This window comes from Mesorhizobium sp. C395A, assembly GCF_030323205.1.
Taxonomy (GTDB): domain Bacteria; phylum Pseudomonadota; class Alphaproteobacteria; order Rhizobiales; family Rhizobiaceae; genus Mesorhizobium.
The window spans coordinates 1,311,016-1,332,884 of sequence record NZ_CP100473.1; the positions used below are offsets into that span (position 1 = coordinate 1,311,016).

Annotated in this window: 24 protein-coding genes; 15 read left to right on the forward strand and 9 right to left on the reverse strand. The window is 61.0% G+C overall.

All coding sequences use genetic code 11. The features are described 5' to 3' along the window. Positions 1-114: 114 nt before the first annotated feature. From NLY37_RS06450 to NLY37_RS06470, 5 genes are all read left to right on the forward strand, one after another. Entirely contained in the window at positions 115-318 is a 204-nt protein-coding gene (locus NLY37_RS06450) for a hypothetical protein (RefSeq protein WP_156933967.1), read from the forward strand. A gap of 36 nt (positions 319-354) precedes the next feature. After that, positions 355-849: a YidB family protein gene (locus NLY37_RS06455; RefSeq protein WP_023742801.1), complete on the forward strand. Its 495-nt coding sequence runs from the start codon at positions 355-357 to the stop codon at positions 847-849. A gap of 55 nt (positions 850-904) precedes the next feature. Beyond that, positions 905-1,264 carry a DUF4112 domain-containing protein gene (locus tag NLY37_RS06460; RefSeq protein ID WP_084559017.1) on the forward strand — a complete coding sequence of 120 codons (360 nt, stop codon included), beginning with the start codon at positions 905-907 and terminating at the stop codon, positions 1,262-1,264. Between the two features lie 215 nt (positions 1,265-1,479). After that, positions 1,480-1,737, forward strand: coding sequence for an ATP-dependent DNA ligase (locus NLY37_RS06465; protein WP_280938695.1), 258 nt, complete (start codon positions 1,480-1,482; stop codon positions 1,735-1,737). Then, complete coding sequence (locus NLY37_RS06470) at positions 1,737-2,351, forward strand: ATP dependent DNA ligase (RefSeq protein ID WP_280938694.1); 615 nt, start codon at positions 1,737-1,739, stop codon at positions 2,349-2,351. Before NLY37_RS06465 ends, NLY37_RS06470 begins: the two co-directional genes overlap by 1 nt. Here NLY37_RS06470 and NLY37_RS06475 read toward each other — a convergent pair. The 3 genes from NLY37_RS06475 to NLY37_RS06485 all read right to left on the reverse strand — a co-directional run bounded on the left by NLY37_RS06475 (position 2,280) and on the right by NLY37_RS06485 (position 5,575). Beyond that, on the reverse strand, positions 2,280-2,471 hold the full coding sequence (locus tag NLY37_RS06475; protein ID WP_084559016.1) for a DUF3606 domain-containing protein: 192 nt from the start codon (positions 2,469-2,471) through the stop codon (positions 2,280-2,282). The genes NLY37_RS06470 and NLY37_RS06475 overlap by 72 nt on opposite strands. Before the next feature lie 579 nt (positions 2,472-3,050). Further along, positions 3,051-4,088 (reverse strand): sensor histidine kinase, encoded by a 1,038-nt coding sequence (locus NLY37_RS06480; RefSeq protein WP_031246460.1) that lies wholly within the window; start codon positions 4,086-4,088, stop codon positions 3,051-3,053. Then, positions 4,088-5,575, reverse strand: coding sequence for an ATPase domain-containing protein (locus tag NLY37_RS06485; RefSeq protein WP_023742796.1), 1,488 nt, complete (start codon positions 5,573-5,575; stop codon positions 4,088-4,090). Before NLY37_RS06485 ends, NLY37_RS06480 begins: the two co-directional genes overlap by 1 nt. A gap of 137 nt (positions 5,576-5,712) precedes the next feature. Between NLY37_RS06485 and NLY37_RS06490 the strand changes: the two genes are divergently transcribed. Beyond that, positions 5,713-6,538 (forward strand): IS5 family transposase gene (locus NLY37_RS06490; RefSeq protein ID WP_286441865.1). Its coding sequence is split into 2 segments (ribosomal slippage): positions 5,713-6,219 and positions 6,221-6,538, totalling 825 coding nucleotides; the frame shifts between segments, so codons are not numbered across the junction. A gap of 118 nt (positions 6,539-6,656) precedes the next feature. On the opposite strand, the gene NLY37_RS06495 is transcribed toward NLY37_RS06490, so the two are convergent. Together NLY37_RS06495 and NLY37_RS06500 are read right to left on the reverse strand one after the other, a co-directional pair. Beyond that, entirely contained in the window at positions 6,657-6,860 is a 204-nt protein-coding gene (locus tag NLY37_RS06495) for a CsbD family protein (protein WP_023682266.1), read from the reverse strand. 273 nt (positions 6,861-7,133) lie between these two features. Next, entirely contained in the window at positions 7,134-7,748 is a 615-nt protein-coding gene (locus tag NLY37_RS06500; protein ID WP_031198225.1) for a CGNR zinc finger domain-containing protein, read from the reverse strand. 137 nt (positions 7,749-7,885) lie between these two features. On the opposite strand from NLY37_RS06500, the gene NLY37_RS06505 reads away from it, so the two are divergent. Continuing rightward, complete coding sequence (locus NLY37_RS06505) at positions 7,886-8,857, forward strand: DMT family transporter (RefSeq protein ID WP_050588487.1); 972 nt, start codon at positions 7,886-7,888, stop codon at positions 8,855-8,857. Between the two features lie 276 nt (positions 8,858-9,133). Here NLY37_RS06505 and NLY37_RS06510 read toward each other — a convergent pair whose 3' ends face one another. The 4 genes from NLY37_RS06510 to NLY37_RS06525 all read right to left on the reverse strand — a co-directional run bounded on the left by NLY37_RS06510 (position 9,134) and on the right by NLY37_RS06525 (position 12,749). Further along, positions 9,134-9,493, reverse strand: a complete 360-nt coding sequence (locus tag NLY37_RS06510; protein ID WP_245271038.1) for a hypothetical protein — start codon at positions 9,491-9,493, stop codon at positions 9,134-9,136. Between the two features lie 21 nt (positions 9,494-9,514). Next, the gene (locus tag NLY37_RS06515) at positions 9,515-9,727 is read right to left on the reverse strand and encodes a helix-turn-helix domain-containing protein (protein WP_050588486.1); all 213 of its coding nucleotides are present in this window, start codon (positions 9,725-9,727) and stop codon (positions 9,515-9,517) included. Between the two features lie 697 nt (positions 9,728-10,424). After that, positions 10,425-11,315: an adenylate/guanylate cyclase domain-containing protein gene (locus tag NLY37_RS06520; RefSeq protein ID WP_023715432.1), complete on the reverse strand. Its 891-nt coding sequence runs from the start codon at positions 11,313-11,315 to the stop codon at positions 10,425-10,427. A 405-nt stretch (positions 11,316-11,720) separates the two neighbouring features. After that, positions 11,721-12,749, reverse strand: coding sequence for a LacI family DNA-binding transcriptional regulator (locus NLY37_RS06525; RefSeq protein WP_023697399.1), 1,029 nt, complete (start codon positions 12,747-12,749; stop codon positions 11,721-11,723). A 355-nt stretch (positions 12,750-13,104) separates the two neighbouring features. On the opposite strand from NLY37_RS06525, the gene NLY37_RS06530 reads away from it, so the two are divergent. From NLY37_RS06530 to NLY37_RS06565, 8 genes are all read left to right on the forward strand, one after another. Then, positions 13,105-14,718, forward strand: a complete 1,614-nt coding sequence (locus NLY37_RS06530; protein WP_023682259.1) for an extracellular solute-binding protein — start codon at positions 13,105-13,107, stop codon at positions 14,716-14,718. 81 nt (positions 14,719-14,799) lie between these two features. Next, complete coding sequence (locus NLY37_RS06535) at positions 14,800-15,660, forward strand: carbohydrate ABC transporter permease (RefSeq protein WP_023669474.1); 861 nt, start codon at positions 14,800-14,802, stop codon at positions 15,658-15,660. Then, a complete protein-coding gene (locus NLY37_RS06540) occupies positions 15,657-16,613 on the forward strand; it encodes a carbohydrate ABC transporter permease (RefSeq protein ID WP_023834197.1) in 957 nt (318 codons plus the stop codon). The genes NLY37_RS06535 and NLY37_RS06540 overlap by 4 nt, the downstream gene beginning before the upstream one ends. Beyond that, entirely contained in the window at positions 16,610-17,701 is a 1,092-nt protein-coding gene (locus tag NLY37_RS06545) for an ABC transporter ATP-binding protein (RefSeq protein WP_023743528.1), read from the forward strand. The genes NLY37_RS06540 and NLY37_RS06545 overlap by 4 nt, the downstream gene beginning before the upstream one ends. A gap of 1 nt (position 17,702) precedes the next feature. Then, complete coding sequence (locus NLY37_RS06550; protein ID WP_023743527.1) at positions 17,703-18,764, forward strand: ABC transporter ATP-binding protein; 1,062 nt, start codon at positions 17,703-17,705, stop codon at positions 18,762-18,764. 35 nt (positions 18,765-18,799) lie between these two features. Further along, positions 18,800-19,897: a Gfo/Idh/MocA family protein gene (locus NLY37_RS06555; protein WP_286441880.1), complete on the forward strand. Its 1,098-nt coding sequence runs from the start codon at positions 18,800-18,802 to the stop codon at positions 19,895-19,897. A gap of 26 nt (positions 19,898-19,923) precedes the next feature. Next, entirely contained in the window at positions 19,924-20,838 is a 915-nt protein-coding gene (locus NLY37_RS06560; RefSeq protein WP_023741761.1) for a sugar phosphate isomerase/epimerase family protein, read from the forward strand. 55 nt (positions 20,839-20,893) lie between these two features. Next, complete coding sequence (locus NLY37_RS06565; RefSeq protein ID WP_023689426.1) at positions 20,894-21,835, forward strand: sugar ABC transporter substrate-binding protein; 942 nt, start codon at positions 20,894-20,896, stop codon at positions 21,833-21,835. Positions 21,836-21,869 lie beyond the last annotated feature (34 nt).

The window sequence follows — 21,869 nt, forward strand, 5'->3', positions numbered from 1 at the left end:
TCTCGCTTATACGTTGTACTATCGCGACGGCGACCTGGCTCGCTAGGTTCCGTCTGCCGAGACGCCAAGTTTTGAGGCCGCTCGCGCCGAAGCGATCCGTTGGGAATGGGCCTGTTGGCTGATCTGGGCGATGACGATATGACCGGATGGTTAGTGCGCATGCGCGATCAGGCAGGCAACGAGCTTTGCACGATCAACGTCTGCGAGGCCGAAGCCGCACCGCAAACGGAAACAAGCCGGTTAGGCAGCACCGCTCACCTCTGTGTCGATACGCCAGCCCTTATTCAATTAGATCGTCGCCAGTCGGAACTTTTGTGATGTTGAGCCCTTGTCCATTGAACAGTGGAGGTACCAATGGCTAACCTGGGAAAATTGGCGATCGCGATGCTCGGCGTCTTGGCATACCAAAATCGCGACAAGATCGGCGACATGATCCGTGGAGCGGGTGATCGCAACCCAAATGATCCGCAAGGCGGGATTCTGGATCAGCTTTCAAAAGGCGTTTCGGGGACCGCGCTTGGCGATATTCTCGACCGGTTCAGAGGGGCAGGCGCCGGATCGAAGGTCGATTCGTGGGTAGGCACCGGCCCGAACGAGCCGATCCAGCCAAGCGAGGTGGAAGCAGCCATAGACGAAGACACCCTGACTTCCCTCTCGATGCAGACCGGCCTTTCGCGCGAGGAGCTCATAAGCCGGATCACGCGAGATTTGCCTGAGGCCGTCAGCAAAATGACGCCTACTGGTGAATTGCCCGTTGAGGCGCCGAAAGGCTCCGGTGAGACGACCTTGCTCGACGACGTGCCATCGCACAGGACGCAAGCGAATTCAGGCGGTCAAAGCGATATCTAAGGTGACGGCTATCCATCAGGGAGAGATACTAAATCGTACTGGCGCGCGAGGTGGCATGATCGGGCAGGGCGGTCACGGTGGTCATACAGCAAACGTACTTGCCGAGTTGGATCTATTGGCCGCGCTACTCGATTCCCGCTGGCGCATTCCAGGCACATCAATTCGTTTTGGACTGGATGCGCTCGTAGGTCTGGTCCCCGTACTCGGAGATGCGGCGACGGGCATTGTCTCGGCCTACATCGTCTTGCGAGCTCGAAACGTCGGCGCCGGAAATGGGTTGGTCGCCCGCATGCTAGGCAACGTGCTGCTGGACACGCTCGTAGGAAGTGTCCCAATTCTCGGCTCGATCTTCGACGTCTATTTTAAGGCGAACAATCGCAACATCAGACTGCTGCGCCGTCACATCAACAAGTGAGGCGGATAAGCAATCGTCGCGATGCAATTCTTCTAAAAGGCTCGGAACCGACCGGGGCGCTGGGGCTTGACTCGCGATTCCTGGAGTCGCGAGCATAGGACAGTGCCATTGAACGGCTTTCGTTCATCGAGTTCCAATCGCCCACACTGGTCGAGAAAGCTCCCGAAGGCGGAGATTGGCTTCACGAGATCAAATATGACGGCTATAGGACGCAGCTGGTCGTTGAAGGCGGAAAGGCGCGAGCATTCACGCGTCGCGGCTACGATTGGTCCCACCGTTACAAGGGGATTGTTCAGGCCGCGGCAAGCCTGCCGGTCAAATCCGCTATCATCGATGGTGAAGCTGTCGTCCTGGGCGACACCGGCCTGCCGGACTACCAAGGCCTGGAACGGGAGCTGGGCAACCCAAGTTCGCTACGGATGACTCTCTACGCTTTCGACCTCCTGTACCTCGATGGCCGTGATAACCGTTAGTGAAGCGCAAGGCTGCGCTGAAGAAGCTGCTGACCGAAACCGAGCCAACCCTGACTTATGCCGAGCATCTGGAGGTGAACGGCAAGGATATGTTCGACCATGCCTGCCGGATGGGCATAGAGGGAATCGTATCGAAGCGAGCGGATGCTCACTACCGCTCGGGCGTCCAGACCAGTTGGGTCAAGGTCAAATGTGTCAAGAGCGACACTTTTCCAATCGTGGCTTTCGTCGAGAAACTTGGCGCGCAGCCGCGCCGCATCGCATCGTTGTACATCGGCAGGCGAGAGGGCGACCGGCTGCTTTATGCCGGGAAGGCCCAGACCGGCTATACGCTGGACGCAGCCCGGCGCGTTAGGGAGCGGCTTGATCCGCTTGTTGTCGCCAAGTCACCGCTGTCGGAGCCGATCAAGAAGCCCAAGGCGACATGGGTCAAACCAGACGTTCTTGCCGAGGTACAATTCAGTGGCGTGTCTGACCGCGGCATCTTGCGGGAGGCGGTCTTCAAGGGACTACGCGAGGAGCCGCGTGATGCGTCGCGACCATCAGCCGATATCAGCCCGTTTTCTTGCCTCGCGTTCGAGCCTCTTCCGGTCGTTGCCGTGTTCTCTGATTAGCTCGCGGACCTGTTCTGGCGTGATACGATGCTGTTTGGCGAAATAGCGAACCTCATAATCTTCATCGACTGATACACGGTTGCGATCTCGAAAATCACGCATGCTCTTGTCGTCTGCCATTATCTTTCCTCCTGATCAGAGAAACAACGACCGACGTTGTATGTTCCCGGCGCCTCACTTCGGCCGCCAGAGGCGCGGGCTGTCCGACCGTACTGGGGCCGCAGCCATTGCGAAGGTGATCTGGCGAAAGTTGGTCGGCCAAAGGCGAGGGTGATTTCGTTTGCTGTTCGGGATAGCTGACCGTGGATCGAGCCTGCCTGCGGGCCTCTTGGTTTTTTACGACGCCAGTCGGAACCCAGACGGGTCGCAGATGATTCAGATGCGCATCCGGGCTATCAACGAGGATCGTGAGCAAAATGGCGGGGGGTGACCACGAAGGCGACAAAGCTGCGCTCCGGGAAAGCCCAAGTTTCGTCTAGGACGCATGACCCGGCTCACAGCGCCGCGGCACGAGTTCGACTTTATCACCAAGGTCGGCCGCATAGACCACGCCGGAGCTCTCGCAATGTTGCAGAGGCATATGGGAGATCGAGAGGCGGTCTTTCGGAACTGATGGCTCGGCCAGAGCGCTAGACCAGCCTGCCGAGTGACGCTCAGTTAATCCCTATCGCGGCGCCCAGCCTGCCTTTCCGTTGCCGCTCAGTAAGCCGGCACAAGGCGCGTGTTTCGCAACGGCAAGGCCATGGTGAACTGCAAGCCGTCACGATGGTAGTTCAATTCGATCTTTGCGTTGCATTGCACGGTCACGACTTTTTCCAGAAGTGTCGTGCCAAACCCCCGGCGACTGGGCTGCTCTACTTTCGGCCCATCTCGTTCCCGCCAGTCAAGATTGACGATCTGTGTATCGCCGGACCCGCCTAACGACCAGCGGACATCAAGGCGGCCTCCCGTTTGCGAAAGCGCGCCAAACTTCGACGAATTGGAGGCCAGTTCGTGGAAAGCCATCCCGACGGGGACCGCAATGTCGGCGACTAGCGCTACGTTCGGGCCTTCCATAACGATACGCGGCCTGTCGCGCGTCTCATAGTGGTCAAGCTCGCTTTCGAGCAGCTTGTGCAGGGAGGCAGTCTGCCAATAATCGTCGGTAAGCATCGAATGGGTCTGGGCCAGGGAAACGAGCCTGGCTGAAAAATCGCGTACGAAATCATCGACGTTGCCGCTCGACTTGGCCGTCGCGCCCATCATGGCGCGAACGTTGGCCAGCGTGTTCTTGACGCGGTGATGCAGCTCGCGGATGAGCAATTTCTGCCGATCGGCGACCTCCCGCTTCTGTTCGATGTAGGACTGGACCTCACGCTGGCGGGCGCGGGCACGCAAGGCGGAGCGCACCGAGTTGGCGAGGCTCGAAGCCAGAAATGGCCGTTCAAGCACGATCAGATAGCGGTCCAGAAATGCCATCCGCGTGTCGACTTCGTTCCCCCGCATCGTCAGAAGCACGATCGGAAAATCCGACCATGCGGGTTGGGCTTCAAGCCAGGCCGCAAACTGCGTTCGATCGGAACTGAGCAGGGCCTCCTCGGCCACGACAAGGCACTGAGCCTCGTCGAGAAGCTGCACTGCCTCTTCCAAGCTGCCGCACACACGCAAGGCAATCTGGTTTGTAGCCAGGATGGAGGCCGCGATCCTCGCGTCACGGCCAAGCGGCGCCAGCACGAGAACGGCGGGGCTGGACGACATCACAGCGCCTTATCCCTCAGAAGGTCTGTCGGCTTGCCTTCAAATTCCGGAGATCCCATCAGGATGCCGCGGAATTGTTCCAGTGGCTCACCTACGGCCACGCCGTTACCGCCGATTTTAAACTCACGAATCGTCTCTTCGTGGGGGCCGACACGTTTCTTGACAACGGAAATCGCGCGTCTCAACTGACCTGCGTTCTCGAAGAAGCGCAGAAGCATGATGGAATCGCAGAGATAGGTCATGTCGACCGGCGCTGCCGTTTGCCCAAACAGCCCGTGATTGGCCAACAGCAGGATCGTCGCCACTGCCTTCTGATTGAGATAGGTGAGGATCTCGTGCATCTGAAGCACCAGATGTTGTTCTTCGGACATGGCATTGAGATAGCCAGTTAGGCTGTCGATCACGACGATCCGCACATTGGATTCTTCGACGGCCGCTTGGATGCGCGAAGACAATTCGCCTGGTGAAAGCTCAGCCGGATTGACAGATTCAAGCATCAGCGTGCCGTCCTCGGCAAACGGCTCCAGGTGCATGCCGAGCCCGGCGGCGCGCGCCAAGAAGATGCGCTTTGTCTCGTCAAACAACAGCACCAGCACACGCTCGCCACGCTCGAGTGCGGCATAGCAATAGGTGCAGGCAATGGTAGACTTGCCAACGCCAGACGGCCCCATCAGCATCGTGCTGGTACCACGGGCCAGCCCGCCGCCAAGCAGGGTGTCGATCCGGTTGTTGCTCATGGCCGGCGTATCATGCTCGGCCACCTCATGCTCGGCTGCAACGAGCCTCGGATAGGCGATAACGCCGCCTGGGCGAATTACGAAATCGTGAAAGCCGCCCCGGATCTGCACGCCACGCATTTTGATCACGCGTAGCCGCCGGCGCTCTCCACCATAGACCGGCGACAGCTGCTCCATCCGTATGACGCCGTGACTGATCGAATGCAAATTGAGGTCATCCTGCTCAGCGGTCAGGTCGTCGAGCATAAGCACCGTCACATTGTTGAGCATGAAGAAGCTCTTCAATGCCAACACCTGGCGCCGATACCGCAATGACCCTTGCGATAAAAGTCGAATTTCAGAGAGCGAATCGAACACCACGCGATCGGGTCTGACGCGTCCGATCTCGGCCATGGCAGACTGCACGGTTTCGCCGAGTTCCAATTCCGAGGAATGGATCAATGTCTGTAGCTGCGCCGGATCGAAACTGAGCTCTGGCGGCACAAGTTCAAGAATTTGCACCCCCTTCAGGTCCCAGCCGTGACGGCCAGCAACCGAGAGCAGTTCGCGCTTGCTTTCTGACAAAGTGATGTAAAGGCATGTCTCGCCTTTCTTGGCGCCCTCGATCAAAAACTGGAGGCCAAGAGTGGTTTTTCCAGAACCTGGTTTCCCTTCGATAAGATGGGAGCGGTTCCTGGCGTAGCCGCCACGAAGAATGTAGTCGAGCCCACTAACTCCAGTTGCGATCGCTGAGGCGTCGTCTCTGTCCAACTAATCCCCCAATGTAATTTCGAGAACCAGATAACGACGGGCACCTTTGGCGGTTCCACGTCTCTCGGTGAGAGACCGTTTTGAAAATCGGCTTGCCGGGGGTTTCGTCTGAGGCTGGGTTATGATTCAAGCTTTAGATGTGGACAAAGCAGAGCCGTGGCCGGATGGCCCAGATCGCCAAGAAGACCAAGCGCTACCCGTCTGATTTGACGGACGAGGAGTGGGAGCAGTTCGCACCGCTGATGCCCAAACCTGGGCGTCGCGGCCGTCCGCGCGAGGTTGATTTCCGGGAGGTGGTCAACGCCGTGCGCTACCTGGTCCGCTCGGGTTGCGGTTGGCGGATGCTGCCGATCCATTTCGGACCCTGGCAAACGGTCTACGGCTGGTTCCGCGAGTTGGCTCGGCGCTTTCTGTTCCAGACCATCCACGACGTGGCGCTGATGCTGGATCGCGAACGAGCCGGGCGCGAGGCCAGTCCCACGGCTGGTGTGATCGACAGCCAGTCGGTCAAGGCTCCGCAAGCTGAAACAAGGGGTTATGACGCCGGCAAGAAGATTGTCGGCCGCAAGCGACACATTGCCGTGGATACGGATGGGCGGCTGTTGATTGTCAATCTCACCACCGCCGACATCTCCGACAGTGACCGGCGCTCAGGCGATCCTGGATGGTATCCGCAGGCGCTGGCCCTGGGTGAAGCATCTGTTCGCCGACGGCGCCTATGACCGGCTGAAGCTCATGGACAAAGCCACCTATCTCGACTTCGTGGTCGAGATCATCCGTCGATCCGACGACCAGAAGGGCTTCCAGATCCTGCCCCGCCGCTGGGTCGTCGAGCGGACCTTCGGCTGGATGACAAGATGGCGCCGCCTCGTGCGCGACTACGAGCAGCGCATCGACGTCTCGCAAGCCATGATCCTTGTCGCTATGGGCGGCAATCTCATCCGCCGAAACGCTCATCCGTGAATTTCAAAACGGACTCTGAGCTCTATTGTCGTGAGACGAAAAGGCGACAGGAAGCGCGGCAAAAAAGGGCGCCGTACCTCTCGGAGCCCTTTTTCAAGTTCAGTTTGGAACCGGCGACCTACCAGCCTTGCCGGCCATACCAGTCATCGATGTCGCGCTGAGCGCGGTCCTTCTCAATGCCGTAGCGCTCCTGAATCTTGCCTTCCAACTGATCGCGGTTACCGGCAATACGGTCCAGATCATCGTCTGTGAGTTTGCCCCACTGTTCCTTGACCTTGCCCTTTACCTGCTTCCAATTGCCTTCGACACGGTTCCAGTCCATGGCACCTATCCTCGTTTGTTTCGGACTGAGAAAAACGCCGTAACGCTACCGGAGTTCCCGTCAAGTTTGAGCAGATCGACCGATCGAAGCGTGGCGAGGTAGGCGGCCCCGAAGCAACCCGCTCTGGAACGCGATGATGGCTTGCCGCGCCGGCTGTGTTCTCCACAGTCTTGGCCACAGTCGCTCGCGAGACTAGCTTCGTTGGACAAACAGCGACAGGGATAGCGTGAAGCCAACTATGCTGCGTTGGTCATCCAAGCCTGGCGTCAGATACTAATTCTTGCTGTTGGGAGCCATGTTCCCTGCGGCTTTTGCCCTGAAGCGCCTTACCCGGCTGCGTGTGCCGCAGCTCTCATCCGAGCACCACCGCCTGCGCCCGCCACGCGAGGTGTCAATGAAAAGCCAACCGCAGTTCGGCCCGGTGCACTCGCGCACGCGGCGGCGGTCATTCCTGGACACCAAAAACTCGGCTGTCTCAAAGGCCACGCGGTGGCCGATCGTGTTCAGACTGGCTGCGTCGGTCCACTGCCAAGCGAGGCGGTCGCCGGACGGGAAAAGCGAGCGCTTCGGCAGGGCTAGGGCGACTGCATCGCGCACGATTTGCAAGGCATCGTCCGGCACCCGGGCGCCTGCCGCCTCGGCCTGGAGAGCCGCGTAAACGGCCTCGCGCAAAATCTTGGCCTTTTCCAATGCCGCCTCCGCAAGGAGCGGGCGGGCGGAAGCCTCCGCGAGCAGTGCTCGCGCCTCATCGACGTCGATCAAATCGGCACGTCCAGCCCAGACGACCAGGTCGGCATAGGTCTGCAAGAGGTCTGGGCCCCATACATCGCGTCGCGCGTCGACCGTGTTGACGAAGTCCAGGCAGGCGTGACCGCCAACCATGCGCATGTCGACGATAGTCTTCGCACAATCCATCCCCGGAAACATCGGTTGGCGGAACCGTATTGGCAAGAGGCCGTTGTAACGAAATAAACGTCTTTTGGCCGTTACGACGAACCAACAACGCCCAGCGAAGGCTGCTTCCGATGAACCGCAACACAGCGACATTTTTGGTTTTATGTGTGATCTGGGGCACCACGTGGATCGGTATCAAGGCAGGGATCGCCACCGTGCCGCCTCTGATGTTCGCAGGCACGCGTTTTACAGTAGCCGGCTTGCTGATCCTCAGTGCGACGCGCCTAAGGGGCGCTGCTCTACCACGGGTGGCGAAAAGGAGTTGGCCGCGCCTTTTCGTTGTTACGTTGTTCATGATTCCGCTTTGCTATGGCCCACTCTTTTGGGGCATGCTCTACATCGATACGGGCACCGCGGCTGTTCTTGAGCTTTCGCTGACCCCCGTCACGCTGCTTGGGTTTGCGTTGCTTCTGGGGGACGAACGCTATGACGGCCGCAGGCTCTTTGCGATTTTGCTCGGTGCGGCCGGTCTGTGCGTCCTGTTCGGGCCCGAAGCCTATGCTGGTTGGACACACGCAGACCAGCAGGGCAGGGGGCTCCGGCTGCTGGCGATGACAGCGGTGGCGTCGGCAGCTGTAATCTATGCATGGGGTTCGGTGCTCGCGCGGCCGCTTCTTGAGGTATATTCATCGGACTTCATCGCCGGCTTCACCACCCTTTTCGGGGGCGCATTCCTAATTCTCATCTCACTCGTTGTGGAGCCAGGCGCGGCCGCGGCTCTAAAAGGCGATTGGGGCTGGCCGGCCTGGGTCGGGTGGCTGTTCCTCGTGCTGTTTGGTTCGTTCATAGGCTACACACTCTTTATCCAGCTCCTGCACGAAATCGGCGCCTCGCGCGCCGGAGCATTTGCCTTCGTCTCACCCGTGATTGCCGTCGTGCTTGGCATCATCACCTACGGCGAGGAGGTTAGCCTGATCGACATCATCGGCATGGCTATCATGCTCTTCGCAGCGTTTCTTGCGCTACGCGAGCGCAAACAGGAAACATCATCCGCTTCCCCGCCGTTGATTCCACGCTCCGCGCGGGCCGATGGCAGAATATGAAAGACGGCGCGCGCATCCAGCCGCCAATCAGCCTTGAGATGGAAAAGCACAAGGTTCGCGTCTATGCGAAAAGAGGGCTTTCCCGGCAGCGTATCCCGCTTACCACCGGCGGCGAGGAAAGCTCCAGCTCATATGACAACACTAGTCGGCGAGGGATTTTGCCGAGTTGCTGTCAAGATTGCAGGCGGGATTTGATGGAAAAATCGCGAGGCTGCAATCAGCGACCTATTCGTTCCGATCGCGATGTAGGCTATCCGCCAACGCGTCGACAAAGTGTCAGTCGCATCGCTTCAGTTCCGCCACCTGAACGCCGAGACGGAATGCCTGACCATCGGCATAAGAACGTGCATAGCTTTCTGCTTCGAACGGAAACGTCAGGGTGCTGCCGTAGGCGGTGACGCGGACCGTCCACTTCTTGTCGCGAACGAGTTCGACCGAATTGTCGGGCGACGTCATGATTTCCTCCGGCACCAGCAAGGCGAAGGCACGGATAACGTCGCAAAGGTCGTTTGAATGCAAACAATCCGACACGCTCATGTCGCTTGTTTTATACGCCCAGACTTTCTCTCGATTAGAGCAGCGCCCGGCTGCAATGTCGGTGGCGTTAAGTCCCCTAGCTGCCAAGACCTTTCCCATTGGGTCGGTCCCCTTGCGGCGTCACGCAGCGACCTTTCTGAACCCAATCGCCGAGATCGTCAGCCCGCAGTGTCTTCGAGAATAGCCGGCAAGCCGGTCGGCGCGAATGGCAACTCTGCGCGACGACTGCTTCAACAACTTTCGCGACTGGCTCATGTGAACGTCGACCACCTGGGCGCTCACACTGGCTTTCTGCGACCAGCCAGCTGCGATGAATTCATCACGGCTGATCACCTTTCAGGATTCTCGAGCATGTGGCGCAGCAACTTGAACTCGATCGGCCCAAGAGGAATCTCCCCCCGGTGCTGCAAACACGGTCGTATCGAGCTCCATCTCGACGTCGCGATATGTCAGTGGTCTGCGCTTCTGCGCCAATTTCGTGACGGTAGCCCAATCGCGAGCCTTCGCAGGTGGTCGAGGAGCTATTGCGGCGCAAATGGTCTGATGAAGCGTTCATCGACCCCGGGCAGCAACAGCCGGTGCTGACCTTCCAGCGCCTGGGGATATCAAGGCGACACAGGGCAGGGAATTGGTCCGGGCATCCCGCTTCAGCCGGCCGCTCCCGTCGCCAGCTCATTGTCTGACGACAGTCCAGCACAATTCCCACGCACCGGCCTTTTCGCGGCAAGACCTAGCGCGTCATCGATCGAGCGGGCCAGCTTGCTGCCGAAACCATCCACCTGCAGAATGTGGCCTCGGAGCAGGTAGAACTCCGCATCCCGCGAGGGAGATGCACCGGCCGCGGCTCCGTCGAACTCAGCGAGGGAAACGGAAGTCAGCTCTTCGCAGTTCAACTTCGAGAGCAGACGTTCCTGGATTGGCCTTGGCACATTTGTGAACGGTCGATTCCAATGGCTGTCAAAGAGTACGGCGCGACATTGAGGCGCCAGCGAACCAGCTCGAAACCGGTCGAGCTAGTATCCGGGCCGGGTCAATCCGAGACAATTTCGTAGTGAAGAAGCTGGGCTTCGTCGAGGGCCGACTTCACTCCAGGCGAGATGACGCCGGAGCCGAAGAGGATAATATCTTCACGGCGTACGAATACTTCGTGGCCGAGTCCCATGGACACAAATGTGCCCGAAGAGCTTCGTTCGAGAAGCCGAGCTCTGCCATTCAATATGGTGAAGGCGGCGTGGCGCCTCGATACCCAGGGCCGCTCGACGATGATATCGCATTCCGCCGATCTGCCGATTGTCACGGATTCGCCGTTTCGACAGGATCGCAGCTGATCTCTGTAGCGGATGACCAGATGAATCTGCCGCGGCAGGACCGAGCGTCTATCTGTAGTGGCGCCATGGCTGGTGATCTGCGTACCGGGGGCCCCATCGTCGCTCCACAGGGTATAGACATCGAAGAACTCTTGCTTCCCCTTCAAGGCCATTTTGTCGAGGAGCCGCAGGCCCTTGCGGCTTCTCGGGGAAAGGGCTTCGCAGAAGCTCTGGCTGATCAGCACCTCTCCGGGGTTCGCCGTGGTGGACAACCTTGCGGTGACATTGACAACGTCACCGAATATCGCGCCCCGCGCGCGAATGACCGCCCCGAAATGCAATCCGATACGGGCGCTCAACGGCCCTTTAGTCAGTTGATGGGTAATTTGGCAGACGGCCCTCAGCGCCATTTCCGGGCTCTCGAAGAGGCTGAGTATGTCATCGCCCTTCGAGTAAATGAAATCACCACCGTGCTTGGCGACGATCTCGCGCATCGTGTCCAGGCAATCCGAGACCTGCTGTAGAGCGGCATCGTCTCCGATCCGCTCATAGAGTGGCGTGCTGCCCACGACATCAGCTAAGAGGACTGCGGCAAGAAGCGTTTCCTGGTCCATCGATCTCGTGTCCGACCCAAAAAGTCAGCGTGCGTGTATAACACACGAGGTTGCCTGCGACATATCTGCTCGTGCGCCAGGGGCCGGGGCGATGCCTCAGGTGATCGTCGCGGACGGACGGGCGTATGCCATTCGTCGGCTTCGTGCCGACATCCAGAACCCTCTTCGCCCCAATCGTTCGCGACTTCGGTGCTATGAGTGGACTTGGTCTTTTAGGCTGACCGAGTTGCAACGGGCGACGGCCTTCTCATGCACCATCAACCACGACCCGATCTCGGCCCTCCGACTTCGCACGGAATAGTGCCAGATCGGCGGCTTTGACGAGATCATTCGGGCTCTCGTTCGTATTTGGGACCGGTGGCGACGCCAACGCTGTGCTTTGCGATAAGATCACGGATCCATTGATCAGATTTCAGGTATATTCTCTTTGAAGATCACCTGAAGTCGTGGTTGATGCGGTTCATAGTTCAGGTGCCTGACAGAGTGGCTTAAAATGTTGAGCGCTTCCCGCGCCTCGACGCGCGGATTTTGATCTATGACCGCATCGAGCGTCCCATCCAACAAAAGTTCCTTGGTGCCGTCTGTCACCTCGTGGCCGAGAAAGAGAATGTCTTTGGCGCGTCCACGCTCCTTCAGCGCCCGAGCGATGCCGGTGTTGCCGGCGCCGACATTGTAGATCGCGGCAAGATCGGGGTGCCGGTCCAGAAGCGCTGATGCTTCCGAATAAGCCTTCTCTCGGTCATCCAGCATTTCGCGCATCTCGACGATCTCGAGATTGGGCGACTCCTCGGTCAAGATGTGCCGGAATCCCATTTCGCGTTCCTCATGGCCGCGATAGGACAGCGAGCCGGCGAACAGCGCCACCTTGCTTGGGCGTTCCGACCCCATGAAGCGGTTGAGCAGATAGCCGGCCAGCCGCCCCGCGGCGCGGTTGTCGATGCCGATATAGGCCACTCTCGGAACATGCAGGATGTCGGAGGCGATGGTCACCACCTTGACGTCATTGGCCGACAGCGAGCGGATCGCCTCGCGCACCGTTGGATGATCGAGCGCGATCACGCCGACGCCTTGTGTCTGTCCACGCAATTCTTGCAGCAGGCGGGCGAGCCGGTCGGGGTTGAAGCCCTCTATGGTGGCGATGTGGACGTCGAGATCGGGGCGCGCTAGGGCCTGCGCCTCGATGTGTCGATGCAGCATCTTGATGAAGGAATTGGTGCCGGCCGGCAGAGCGAAGTCGAGACGGATGACCTCTCCAGGTGAGGGCCTGGGCGGCGCTCCGTTCGGGCCCTCCGCGATGTAGCCGAGGCGCTGCGCCATTTCGAGCACTATCTCACGCGTGCGCGCCCGCACACCGGGCCTGTTGTTCAGCACGCGGTCGACGGTGGCGGCGGAAACGCCGGCTTCCCGGGCTATGTCAGTCAAGGTGGAACGCACCGTCTTCATCTCCTCAATGCATAAGATCGCACAATGCCGCTAGCCCGTCCGACGGCCATAGCTGCCAGCCATCAGCGATTCTGATGGGAAATGATGTATCCAGCCTAAGCCGATGCGCAAGGAGGTTGGGCTAAATCGCGTCGCCCGGCGTGATAGTCGCGTGCCAGAAAGGCAGATTTCCCATCAAATCGAGGCATTGAGCCGGTGTGTCGACCTTTGCATGACGTATTTTCTCCGCAGTTGCGGTGTTACGATGTATTTTGAGTATTTATGAAGTTGACAGCCTTCCGGTGCTGCCGTCAATATCCCTCAATGGGCTCGTGGAGGAAACATCGGGCCTGAGGGAGGAATTCCAATGTCTGATTTGATCCGCATATCGCGACGCGGCTTGTTGGCGTCCGGAGGAAAGGCGGCGGCGTTCGTGGCTGCGGCCGGTATCGCACCGCAATTCATCCGTCCCGGCCGTGCCGTTGCGGCCGACGCGCTGGCGCCAGGCATGGTAGGCGGCCCCACCGGTTTCGAGGGCGCCGAGCGCTATCAATATGGCGCCGACACGCCGGAAGGCCGTGCCGTTGAGGCGGCCAAGGCCTTGAAGGGAGCAGGCAAGGCGCCGGCCAAGATCGTGCTTGGCCTGTCGGATGGCTCGATTGGTCAACTCACACAGCCTTTCCCGGCGGGTGCGCCGTCGATCAAGGAGCTGTGGGAAAAGGAAACCGGCATCCAGATTGAGATCGTCGGCCTGCCGAACGGCCAGGAATTCACCAAGACGATGCAGGACATCTCCACCAAGGGTGGGGCCTATGACATCTACTCGACGGAATGGAACCGCCTCGGCGACCTTGCCGAGACCGGCGGCATCGCCAAGCTCGACGACTTCGTCGCCCAGTACAAGCCCGAATGGGACGATCCCAAGACAGGCTATGTCGACGGCGCCAAGGGCGTGTCGCTGCTCAACAAATATCGCGGGTCCAACTATGGCGTGTCGCTGGACGGCGACTTCCAGACCTGGGTCTACCGCACCGACCTGTTCGGCGACGCCGCCGAGCAGAAGGCGTTCAAGGACAAATTCGGCTACGATCTGGCGCCGCCGAAGACCTGGAAGCAGCACAGTGACATCGCGGGCTTCTTCCAGCGGCCCGACAAGGGCCTGTTCGGCTCCACCGACCTGCGCAACCAGGGCTGGGGCTACACCAACTGGTATCAGCGCTATGTCTCGATGGCATCGCCCAACCAGTTCCTGTTCGGCGACGACGGCAAGCCGCTGATCAATTCCGAGCACGGCATTGCCGCCACCAACGAATATGTCGGCTCGCTCGTTCATCACTCGCCGGACGCGATCTCCTGGGGCTGGCCGGAGCAGTATGGAAATTTCGCCAAGGGCGGCGCGGCGATGACCTGCGCCTTCTCGAACCTGCCGAAATTCCTCGACAATGCCGGCAACAAGGATTCCGCCGTCACCGGCAAGATCGGCTCGATGCTGCCGCCCGGCCGCGAAGTCGACGGCAAGCTGATCAGCCGTTCCGTGCTGTGGTTCTCGCTGACCGGCATGGTCTCGTCTCAGTCGAAAAACCAGGAGGTCGCCTACCTCTTGCTGCAGTGGCTGGGCTCCGCCCGCATCTATGCCTGGATGAGCGCCAATCCGGGCGGCTATCTCGATCCGTTCCGGCTCTCGGATTTCTCCGATCCGCTGGTGCGCCAGACCTACCACGCCTACCACATCGACGTGGTGCGCGAGACCGTCGCCCGCACGGTGCCGACGATCAACTATCCCGGCGCCACCGCCTTCCACAACGCATTGGACGAAAACCTGATGGCGTCGCTGACCAAGGCCAAGACGGCGGAACAGGCGATGGCCGACACGGAAGCGGAGTGGAAGAAGATCGCCCGCCGCATCGGCGAGGACAAATTGCTCGAAGCCATCAGGACGAACAAGGAGGCCTGGCCGACGGTTCTCGACCCGATCAGCTGATCCGTCTCCCTGGATCAGCGCTGGAGGGGAGGAGCATCTGTTCCTCCCCGCCGCAGTCAACGCCACCAGCAAAGCAGCCAGATGAAGCGTTCCGTCCCCTTCGAGATATTCCGCTACGCCGCGATCTTCGCGGCGATGGCGGTGACGCTGGTACCGATCCTGTGGATGGTGTCGATGGCCTTCAAGCCGATCGCCGAATGGTCGGCGACCGGCGCCGACCTGACATGGTGGCCGAAGAACCCGACGCTCGGCAATTTCCAGTTCGTCTTCGGCGAGTCCAACAACAATCTGATCGTGGCGCTCGACCGCACCGCGCTGAAGCCGATCCTGTCGTCGCTGCTGTCTTCGGTGTTCGGCACGGCGATCGCAATGTCGGCGGGCACGGCTGCGGCCTACGGGCTGTCGCGTTTCGGCTCCGGCCAGAACCTGCCGCTGGCGCTGATCCAGCTCAGGCTGTTTCCGCCAATGGCGGTGATGATCCCGGTCATGATCATGTGGGCCTTCCTGAACTTCACCGACAGCTGGTTTGGCCTGGCCCTGATCTACGGCATCGTCACCCTGCCGTTCGCTTTCTGGCTCATGAAGACCTTCTTCGACGACATGCCGCGCGAGATCGAGGAAGCGGCGCTTGTCGAAGGCTGTTCGCGGCTGCGCGTCTTCACGCGCATCACGCTGCCGATGATGCGCGCACCGCTGGCCAGCGCCGCCCTCTTCGTCTTCATCCTCAACTGGTCGGACTATCTGATCGCGCTGCTGCTGACGACGCGTGAATGGGTGACGATCCCCGTCTACATGGCCTCGCTGTCCTCCTCGATGACCGGGCAGCTCTATGGCGCCAAGGCCGCGCTCGGTCTTATCGCCGCGGTGCCGCCGGTCATCATGGGCATCGCCATCCAGCGCCATCTGGTGCGCGGACTGACGTTCGGCGCGCTCAAGCAATGAGCGCGGTGACCGTGACTGTCTCAAAGGACGCAAAGGCCGCGCTTGGCAAGCCCGCGCTGCGGGACGAGGGAGCGCGGCTGGGATTCCGCCTGACGCTGCCGGCGCAGGTTTTGGTGCTCTTCATCTCCGTCTTCCCGCTGCTGATGCAGCTCTACATCAGCGTCACCGACTGGTCGCCGCTCTCCGGCCTCGGCTGGTGGAACGCATGGGAGATGTGGAACAGCTTCGCCAACTACACCGACCTTGCCGCCGATGCGCGCTTCTGGAGCGCGCTGAGGCGCACGGCCATCGTCATGGTCGTGTGCGTGCCTGTCGAATTCCTGCTTGGCCTGGCATTGGCGACGCTGTTCGCGGACGATTTTCCGGGCAAGCGGATCTTCTATTCGATCCTGCTGATGCCGATGATGGTGGTTCCGGCGGTGGCCGGCTACATGTTCTTCATGCTGTTCCAGTCGGGCGGGCCGCTGAACGACATCCTGTCGGCACTAAGCGGTTCCCGCGTCACCATCGCCTGGCTGTCTGACCCCACACTGGCCCTGATCGCGGTGATCATCGCCGATATCTGGCAGTGGACGCCGCTGATGTTCCTGATCCTGCTTGCCGGCCTGGTCGGCGTGCCGCAGGACCAGATCAAGGCGGCGACCCTGCTCGGCGCCAATCCGTGGCAGCGCTTCGTCACCATCGTGCTGCCGAAGATGAAGACGATCATCATCATCGCGCTGGCGATCCGCGTCATCGAGAACTTCAAGATCTTCGACACGCTCTACATCATGACCGGCGGCGGCCCCGGCGTCGCCACGGAGACGATCTCCGTCTACATCTACAAGGTCACGACGCAGGACCTGATCTGGGGCTATGTGGCGGCGATCGCGCTGGCCATCCTGGTCGTGCTTTCGATCGTTGCCGTATTCGCCATGAAGCGCATGGCGCGGGCGAGGCTGGTGCCGGCATGAGCGCGATCCAGCTGCGCAACCTGGTCAAGACCTTTGGCGAGTTCACGGCGCTGAAGACCATGGACCTCGACATCGCCGATGGCGAGTTCATGGCGCTGCTCGGGCCTTCGGGCTGCGGCAAGTCGACAACGATGAACATGATAGCCGGCATGGAGGAGCCGACCAGCGGCAAGATCCTGTTCGGCGAGCGCGACATGGCCGGCGTGCCGATGGGCCGGCGCGGCGTCGGCTTCGTTTTCCAGAACTATGCCATCTTCACCCACATGACGGTGCGCCAGAACCTTGGCTACGGGCCGCGGATGCGTGGTGCGGCGAAAGCTGAGATCGACCGCCGCGTCGGCGCCACCGCCGAGCTGCTGCAGTTGACGCCGCTGCTCGACCGCAAGGCCGACCGGCTCTCGGTCAACATCCTGCAGCGGGTGGCAATCGGACGCTCGGCGATCATGGAGCCGGCCATCTTCCTGCTCGACGAGCCGCTGTCCAATGTCGACGCCGCCTTCCGGGCGGTAATGCGGACCGAGCTCAAGCAGCTGCAGCGCCAGTTCAGGCAGACGATGGTCTACGTCACCCATGACCAGCTCGAGGCCATGACCATGGCCGACCGCATTGCCGTCATGGATCACGGCGTGCTGCAGCAGGTGGGAACGCCGCTGGAAGTCTACAACAATCCAGCCAATGTCTTCGTCGCCCGCTTCATCGGCGCTCCGGGCATGAACCTGCTGAAGGGAAGGCCGGCGGAGAGCGACCGGGGCCTGGTGGTCGATCTCGGGCCACTGGGGGTCACGCCGACGCTGCCGGATGCGCTGGCCGCCACCTTGCGCGGATCGCGCTCCGAGGTGCTTTACGGCTTCCGGCCCGAACAGGTGTCGCTGGTGCAGAGCGGGCAGGGCCTCGCCATGCCGGTGAGCTTCGTCGAGCGGATCGGCGCCAGGACCATCGTCCATCTCGGCGATGGCGAGACCGCCGTGAAGGCGGTGTTCGACAATGCTGTCGGACTGTCGATCGGCGAGCTTGCCGTCGTCGCCCCCGTGGCATCGTCCGTGCGTGTCTTCGATGCCCGCAGCGGCATTGCGATGAAGGCAGGTTGACATGGCCGATATCGTCTTTCGCAATGTCAGCAAGCGTTACGGCACGACGCTCGCCGTCGACGACGCCTCGTTCACCGTCAATGACAACGAATTCTTCTGCTTCTTCGGGCCGCCGCTGTCGGGCAAATCGACAATCCTGCGCCTGGTGCTCGGGCTGGAGACGCCTGACGCCGGAGAGATCCTGATCGGCGGCAAACCGGTCAACACCGTCTCGCCGGCCGAGCGCAATGTCGCCATGGTGTTCCAGAACCTGGCGCTGTTCCCCCATATGAGCGCGCGCGACAATGTGCGTTTCCCGCTGGTCGAGCGCAAGGTCGCCGAGGCCCAGATCGAAAAGCGTGTCGCCGACGTCGCCGCCAAGCTGCATATCGGCCACATCCTTCACAAGCCGCCGGCGCAGCTTTCCGGTGGCGAGCGGCAGCGCGTGGCCATAGCCCGCGCCCTGGTGCGCGACCCGAACGCCTATCTGATGGACGACCCGATCTCTGCGCTCGATGCGCGGCTGCGCGAGGAAACGCGCGTCGAGCTCAAGCGCATCCAGCGCGAACTCGGCAAGACGCTGATCTACGTCACCCATGACCAGGAAGAGGCGATGTCGATCGCCGACCGCATCGCCATTCTGGAGAATGGCAGGATCCGGCAGATCGGCGCTCCGGCGGAGATCTACGACCGCCCGGCGAACACCTATGTGGCGCGACTGCTTGGTTCGCCGATGATGAACATCCTCAAATCCGTTCGCGGCGACGGTGGCATCGAGGCCGCAGAAGGCACGGTCAGCATCGCCGATCGCGCTGCTCCGGCCGACGCGATCGAAATCGGGCTCAGGCCGGAGGACATCCAGGTCCGGCCCTGGGTCGACGGGGGCGTTGGCCGCCCGGCACGCGTGTTCGAGGTCGAGCCGCTTGGCGGCTACACGGTGGTAACGCTCGCCGCCGGAGAGGCGCGGCTGAAGGCGCTGCTGCGCGGCCAGCCCGACATCAGGCCGGATGCGGCGGTAGCGATATCCTGCGAGCCGGCCCGGGTGCATTATTTCGGGCAGGACGGAGGCGCGTTGGCGAGATGATCGCGGCTGCGAAAACAGAATTGCGGGAGGAAGACATGGCGAGCGAAGGCTTCGAGCCGGACGTGAAGGTCCGCACGAAAGAATACCGTATCGGCTGCATCGGCGCCGGCATGATCATGGCCGAGTGCCATCTGGCAGCCTATCGCGAAGCGGGGTTCAACGTGATGGCGATCGCCTCGCGGACCCGTTCCAATGCGCAGAAGGTCGCCACGCGTTGGGACATCCCGACCGTGCACGACACGCCGGAACAGCTGATCGAGAATCCCGAGATCGAGATCGTCGACCTTGCCTTTCCGCCCGACCAGCAGCCGGCGCTGATCCGCCATGCGCTGAAGCAGCCTCACATCAAGGCGATCCTGGCGCAGAAGCCACTGGCGCTGTCGGTCGATGAAGCCGTGAAGCTGCGCGACGAAGCATCAAAGTCCGGCAAGATCCTCTCGGTCAACCAGAACATGCGCTACGACCAGTCGATGCGCGTTCTGAAGCAGATCATCGACAGCGGCGCGCTGGGCGACATCGTCTTCGCGCAGATCGACATGCATGCCATCCCGCACTGGCAGACTTTCCTTCAGGACTACGACCGGCTGACGCTCGCCAATATGAGCGTGCATCATCTCGACGTGCTGCGCTTTCTGTTCGGCGATCCCTCGGAAATCACCACGCTGACACGCAAGGACCCGCGCACGACATTCGAGCATAGCGACGGCATCACCGTCTCGACGCTGCGCTTTCCCTCCGGCGTGCTCGCCGTGTCGCTGGAGGATGTCTGGTCCGGACCGCGCCAGGAGGGCTATCTGGACGACCAGCACATCAACTGGCGCGTCGACGGCACCAAGGGTGTCGCCAAAGGCACGATCGGCTGGCCGAAAGGCGCTGCCTCGACGCTGACCTATGCCTCGACCGAGACGACCGGCGGCGAATGGGTCAGCCCGAGCTGGGACACGATGTGGTTCCCGCATGCCTTCATCGGCGTGATGGAGCAATTGCAGCATGCGGTGAAGACAGGCGCGCCGCCGGCGCTCTCCGTCGCCGACAACGTCAAGACAATGGCACTGGTCGAGGCCGGCTATCGCTCGATCCACGAGGGCCGCACCGTCAAGCTTTCCGAAATCTCGATAAAATCAGCCAACTGAATCGCTTACAGGGAGGAATTCACATCATGATGCAGGCAGGTATTTTCACGGGCTATTTCCGGTACGGCCTCGAAGAGACGGCAAAGAAGATCCGCGGGCTCGGTTTCAACACGGTGCAGCTCGACCTGCATTTTAGGGATATCGATCTGTCGGCCGGGCAGATCACTGAGGAAAAGGCCAAGCAGGTGCGCGACGTCTTCCGCGACAACAACCTGCCGATCTGCTGCGTGTCGGGCTACACCAACATCATCCATCCCGACAAATCCGAGCGCGACAAGCGCGTCGGCTATCTCAAGGAGATCATCCGCAACGCCCGCAGCTTCGGCTCGCCCTACGTGATCTCCGAGACCGGTACCTACAACACCGAATCCGACTGGGTGCATCACCCGAAGAACAAGACCGAGGAAGGATTCGAGGAATGCCGCAAGGTGATCGCCGAGCTTGCCCAGACCGCCTATGACCATGGCGCGGTCTTCCTCCTCGAGACCTACGTCAACAACGTCGTTGGCTCGGTCGAGGAGACGGTGAAGATGTTCGCCCACGTCGACCATCCCGGCCTCGGCCTGCTGATGGATCCGACCAACTATTTCGAAACCCACAACATCGACAGGATGGACCAGATCCTGAACCAGGTGTTCGATACGCTGACCGACAAGATCAAGATCGCGCATGCCAAGGACGTCAAGCGTTCGGGCAGCGACAAGTCGGAAAAGCATGCCGACATCGGCGACGAGGATGCGATGGAGAGCCACACCTTCCGCGGGGTCGGCGAGATCGAGCTGCCGGCGCCCGGGCTGGGATCGCTGAATTACGATCTCTATCTGCAGCGGCTGGCGGAAAAGCACCCAAACATCCCGGTCATCATCGAGCATCTCTCGGAAGACGACGTGCCGCGCGCGAAGAAATTCCTCGACGGGAAGTTCCGCGCCAACGGCCTGTGAGCGCCGGTTGCGCCGCCGGCGCATGGCGGCGCAACTCCAACCAAGGGAGGAATGAATGTTGAAATTCGCATTGAAAGTGGCTGCCGCGGCAACGCTGGTGGCCGGGGTCTCCTTGAGCCTGCCGGCATTCGCGCAGGACGGCCAGAAGACCTTCTATCTGCTGTCGCATGGTGGCCCTTCGGACGCGTTCTGGATCGACTGGAATGCCGGCGCGACCAAGGCCTGCGACCAGCTCAAGGTGACCTGCAAGATCTCGTTCAGCGGCGGCGACATGGCGGCGCAGAAGGAGGCTTTCAACTCGGCGCTCGCCGCCAAGCCGGACGGCATCGCCACCACCTCGGCTCAGCCCGGCCTGTGGACGGAGGAGGTGAAGGCCGCCAAGGCCGCCGGCATACCGATCGTGTTCTTCAACACCGACGATCCGGCGACCGGGCGGCAGGCCTATGTCGGGGCCGACCTCAGGGAAGCGGGCGTCATCTGGGCCAAGTATCTCGTCGACCACAAGATGGTGAAGCAGGGCGACAAGGTGTTCCTGCCAGTCGAAGTGCCGGGCGCCAGCTACCAGCAGCTGGAGACCGAGGGCATCGCCAGCGTCTTCGATCCGCTCGGCATCAAGTACGACGTGGTCGATTGCGGCACCGACCCGGCCGGCATCATCGCCAAGATGACCGACTACATGGTCGCCAACAATCCGCCGGCAATCATTGCACTCGGCGATTCCGTGGCAGCAAGCATCAAACGCGTCTTCGACGGGGCCGGTGTGTCGGCCGGCAAGGTCCCGGTCGTCGGCTGGGGCAACTCAAAGGAGACGGCCGAGGCGGTCAAGTCCGGCTTCGTCAATGCTGCGGCCTGGCAGTACCCGTCGGCGCAGGGCTTCATGCCGGTGGCGCTGCTCGGGCTTGCGGCCTCTGGCGAGCCGATCGGCTACGACATTCACACATTCAGCCTCTACGACGCCTCGAGCGTCGAGCCGATCCTGAAACTCTACAACAAGTGACGACAATCGGCGCCCGCCCCGAAATGGCGGGCGC